The sequence below is a fragment of the Bacillus sp. TL12 genome (assembly GCF_022625245.1).
Classification (GTDB): Bacteria; Bacillota; Bacilli; order Bacillales; family Bacillaceae_G; genus Bacillus_A.
This window is the reverse complement of record NZ_JAJJBY010000088.1, coordinates 1-5,199: the sequence shown is the minus strand read 5'-3', so window position 1 is coordinate 5,199 and position 5,199 is coordinate 1. Positions and strand designations below refer to the sequence as shown.

The window sequence follows — 5,199 nt, the reverse complement described above, 5'->3', positions numbered from 1 at the left end:
TTTGGTCATAAAAAAACACCTCCAATTGTTAGTTAGTGTCCAACAATTGGGGTGCAGTTCACAGGCTGCCTATGCCTTTATGAAAAGATTGGTCAAAATCTTTGGAGAACCAGCGGTTCTCACTACAGACAAAGCACCAGCATTACTTTGCGCATTTAACAAATTAAGGGAACAAGGCTTTTATATACATACAACTCATTGTACAATTAAGCATTTGAATAATCTCATTGAACAGGACCATAGGCATGTGAAGCGACGTTTTTCCAAATCCGCAGGATTTCAAAATCTTCGTCACGCTTCCCGTACCTTGAAAGGCATCGAAACCATTCATGCTTTATATAAACGAAACCGAAGTCTTGGCTCAGACTTCGGTTTTTCGACGTACAATGAATTACAGGAGCTACTAACAATCGCATAAAATATACAACTTTTTGTTGGCACCACTTAACCTTAATAAAACTTCGCAACAGAACCCTTTTATGCATGTACTATTCATTATACAAGCAAGTATTTGAACAATCGTATTGAACAGGATCATAGACATACAAAGCAACACTTTGCTAAATCTACAGGATTTCAAAATCTTCGCCACGCTTCCCGTACCTTGAAAGGCATCGAAACCATTCATGCTTTATATAAACGAAACCGAAGTCTTGGCTCAGACTTCGGTTTTTCGACGTACAATGAATTACAGGTGCTACTAACAACCGCATAAAATGTACAACTTTTTGTTGGCACCACTTAACCTTATCAAAACTTCGCAACAGAACCTTTGAGCATTTGTATAGAGTAAATGTGTTGAAAAACTTGAAAAACATTAAAATGTGTAAATTGTATGACTATTTTATTCAATTTATTTAATATTTGTAATCTTTTATTATATAATGATAATCGGGTTGATCGAGAATGTCTTAGATATTGCGATATATACTCGAATTCATTTGTTTTAGGGAGGTTACAATATTGGGTAAGAGAGTTATTATAAGAGTTGTTACATTATTATCAGTACTGGCATTATTTCTTAATGTATTTTTACCAAGGGCTAGTGCAGAGGTTATGACGCACGAGAAATATTCAATGGATTGGAGTTATAGTAATAGTCTAGGTAAGTACATTCGAACTGAAATTATTAAAAATTCAAGCAGTCAGATTGCATATTGCTTAACTCTTGGCTTAAAATCACCAAATGGTGAAGATCTTCCTGAAATGGGTAAAACAGATAATGTGGTATATAGGGTCTTATTAAATGGATTCCCACAAAAAAGTGTAGAACAGCTGGGAGTAGCTAATAAGAATGAGGCACATTATGCAACACAGCTTGCGATTTGGAATGCATTAGGTCAACTTGATGTAAATGAATTAAATCATGCGAATAAAAATGTTGAAAAGGCGGTTAAGGAAATTATTAATGCTGCTAATAAAAGTGAAGATACTCAAGATATTTTCATGAATGTAATTCCTGCTGAAAAGCAAAAAGCAGAATTAAAGGGTGAGTTTTTTGAAACAAACCTATACACAGTACAAACAAATGCTAAGAGTGGTTCTTATAAGGTAGTAACGAAAAATGCACCTAATGGAGTAAAAATTGTTGGTGAAAATGGAGAAGTGAAAGATCAGCTTTCAGTTGGGGAAAAATTTCGTATCCAAATTCCTAAAAATACAAAAACAGGTGAATTTAATTTAAGTGTTGCAGCAAATTTAACTAAAGTTCAAGCAATTGCTTATCGCGGTACTGATACTATTCAGAATGCTACAGTACTACTAGAAAGAAATGAAGAAAAGCTTAGTAGTGACCTCGCAGTAAATTGGGAAGCTGCTGGTTCTTTAAAAATTAAAAAGGTTGGAGAAAATGGAGAAGTTTTAGCTGGTGCAGTATTTGAAGTCTTTAATGCAAATAATGAATCAGTTGGGAAAATTACTACTGCTGCTGATGGTACTGCAGAATTAAACAACCTACCAATTGGTACTTATACTGTAAAAGAAATTAAAGCACCAACAGGCTATGTTTTAGGTGACAAACCACAAACTATTGAAGTTAAGACAGGAGAAACAGGAGCTGTTCAAGTAGTAAACAACAAAGCAAAAGGGAACATTGAAATTAAAAAACTTAGTGATTCGGGCAAGGTGTTACCTAATGTTGAATTCACAGTCTATACTGAAGAAGGAAAAGAAGTGAAAAAAGTAGTAACTAAAGAAAATGGAATTGCAAATGTTGAAGGTCTTACGTATGGTAAGTATTATTTCTTAGAGACAAAAACACCTAATGGATATATTGGAAATAAAACAAAGTATCCTTTTGAAATTAAAGAGCACAATAAAACACTTACTTTTACAGTGGAAAATACCGAAGTAAAAGGTAGTGTAAAATTATTAAAAGTAGATAACGAAGATATCAGTAAAAAATTGGAAGGTGCAGTATTCGAGCTAAAAGATGCAAGTGGAAAAGTAATTGGGGAATATAAGACAGATAAAAATGGCGAGATTAACGTCAAAGATTTAGCGTATGGTAAGTATTCATTTGTAGAAAAGACTTCTCCAAATGGTTACGTTCTTGTTACAGAACCAATTGTGTTCGAAATAAAGGAACATGGAAAAATTATTGAGTTATTAGCAGTTAATCATCTTATCAAAGGTAATCTAGAAATTACAAAGGTAGATGTAGCTGATGGAAACAACAAGCTTCCAAATGCAGAATTTACTATTTATAACGAAGCAGGGAAAGAAGTAGTAAAAGGAAAAACAGACGATAAAGGTATCGCGAAATTTGAAAAGTTACCATTTGGAAAATACACATATAAAGAAACTGTTGCACCAAAAGGTTATATATTGAATGAAGAAACGTTTTCTTTTGAGATCAAAGAGAATGGTCAAATCATTAAACATATTGTCAAAGATGAAAAGATTCCTTCAGTAAAAACAACAGCTACTGATAAAACCGATGGTACAAAAGAAATGCACACTTCTAAGTCTGTAACAATTCAAGATAAAGTGGAATATAAAGACCTACAAGTAGGTAAAGAGTACACTTTAAAAGGTAAATTAATGGATAAAGAAACTAATAAACCATTAGTTGTAAATGGTAAAGAAGTAACAGCTGAAACTAAGTTTACACCAAAAGAAGCAAATGGTTCTATTACATTAGACTTCACATTTGATGCAACTGGTTTAGAAGAAAAAGAAGTAGTAGTATTCGAAGATGTACTGAAAGACGGAAAAATTGTTACAACACATGCTGATATCAATGACAAAGGTCAAACAGTTAAGTTTGTTAAGCCATCAATAAAAACAACAGCTACAAACAAAGCTGATGGTGGAAAAGAGATTCATTCAAACGATTCTATCACGATCCAAGACAAAGTAGAGTATACTAACTTAGTTGTAGGTAAAGAGTACACTGTAAAAGGTAAACTAATGAACAAAGCTATTAACAAACCATTATTAATTGATGGTAAAGAAGTAACAGCTGAGACTAAGTTTACTGCAAAAGAAAAGAATGGTTTTGTAACATTAGACTTTACTTTCGTTGGTGCTGAACAGCAAGGAAGAGAAGTAGTAGTGTTTGAAGACTTATTACATGAAGGTCAGGTAATTGCAACTCACGCTGACATTAACGATGTAGGGCAAACAGTTCGATTTGTAGAACCTTCAATAAAAACAACAGCTACAAACAAAGCTGATGGTTCTAAAGAGTTAGACGCTTCTAAATCTGTAACAATCCAAGATAAAGTGGAATACAAAGACTTAATCGTGGGTAAAGAGTACGTTGTAAAAGGTAAACTAATGGATAAAGCAACAAACAAACCATTATTAGTTGGTGGTAAAGAAGTAACAGCAGAATCTAAGTTTACTGCAAAAGAGAAAAATGGTTCTATCACACTAGATTTCACATTTAATGCTTCTGAATTACAAGGTAAAGAAGTAGTAGTGTTTGAAAAACTTTATCAAGATAATGTCTTAGTAGCAATTCACGTTGACATTGAAGATATGGGTCAAACAGTGAAATTTAAAGAGATAAAACCGGAACAACCTAAACCAGAACAGCCGCATCCAGATAAAAATACTCCAACATCAGAGCAACCAAAAGAGCAAGTAAAAGAACAACCACAACCTAAGAAAGAAATTGAATCTAAAATTGGATGGTTACCGCAAACAGGTACTAACCTTACAAGTTGGATCTCTATGGCTGCAGGCGCAATGTTGTTAATCGTAGGTGGAGTGATTTTCTTAAAACGTAAAAATGCATAGAAATTAAATAATAAGCACATCTGTGAACTGCACCCCAATTGTTAGACACATAATCTAACAATTGGGGGTATGTGAACATGCCCATCAAGCTAAGATTTTATAGTACCCCCAAAACGAATTTTTGTACTAACTTGTAACAAAAATTCGTTCTGGGGCATTTATTTTTCTTAAGTTGATGGATGTGTGGCGGGACCCCATGCCCATCAACTTAAGAATTTTATAACACCCCAAAACAAAAAAATTGTACATTTTTACATGAAGATGTCAATTTTCTCGTTTTGGAGGTATTTGTATTTCTTAGCTTGATAGCGATGTGGCGATACCCGATGAATAAAAAGGCTAAAAAATAGCCTTTCTTAATCTTCAACTAACGCTTGCGTTAGTTCTATATTTTAATATAAATATTTTTCGTCTCTACCATGTATTTTTAGTCAATTCCAATTAAGTAATTCAACCTAAAATTCTATTTTATATTTTTTTCAGCTGCGTAATCACCATAATAGTAAGTTCTATCTAAATCATCATATTTAGGAGTAGCAATTATTGTATATTCACCATTTCCATCGACTTCAAACAAAGCTACATTATTATTCTCCCATCCGACCCCAAAGTGATCAGGATTTGAATCATCTACGAACATATCGATACTGTATATTCCTTTTGTTAATACTCCACTTTTTTGAAAGTCCTCAATTAGATCTTTGGCCTTTGGAATAGGATGTTTATTTTTATACATGTCAAATTTAAATAGAAAATTCACCACACCTAAATACCTGCCATTACGATTTTTATTTCGGCGGTCACTTGGTATTAATTTAGTTAAAAGTTCAGTAGTATCTATCTTTTGGGTCTTTTTAAAAGGTTCTGTTGCAAAGTTTTTAAAACTAAGCTAAACTTTTGCAAAACAGAGTGAGGAGAATCATAAATGGGATATTTTAAAGGAAAACAATTCAG

The 5,199-nt window shown here is 33.2% G+C and carries 2 protein-coding genes and 2 pseudogenes; 3 read left to right on the top strand and 1 reads right to left on the bottom strand.

What is annotated here, in order from left to right; genetic code table 11:
- The 3 genes and pseudogenes from LOK41_RS27140 to LOK41_RS27130 all read left to right on the top strand — a co-directional run.
- Positions 1-418: DDE-type integrase/transposase/recombinase (locus tag LOK41_RS27140; RefSeq protein WP_241819177.1), on the top strand; the 418-nt coding region annotated here is incomplete at its 5' end.
- Between the two features lie 57 nt (positions 419-475).
- Positions 476-715: pseudogene (locus LOK41_RS27135) on the top strand (DDE-type integrase/transposase/recombinase); the annotation flags it as partial.
- Positions 716-963: 248 nt separating this feature from the next.
- On the top strand, positions 964-4,245 hold the full coding sequence (locus tag LOK41_RS27130) for a VaFE repeat-containing surface-anchored protein (RefSeq protein WP_241819175.1): 3,282 nt from the start codon (positions 964-966) through the stop codon (positions 4,243-4,245).
- Positions 4,246-4,708: 463 nt separating this feature from the next.
- Here LOK41_RS27130 and LOK41_RS27125 read toward each other — a convergent pair.
- Positions 4,709-5,107, bottom strand: a pseudogene (locus tag LOK41_RS27125) (hypothetical protein); the annotation flags it as partial.
- Positions 5,108-5,199: the final 92 nt, after the last annotated feature.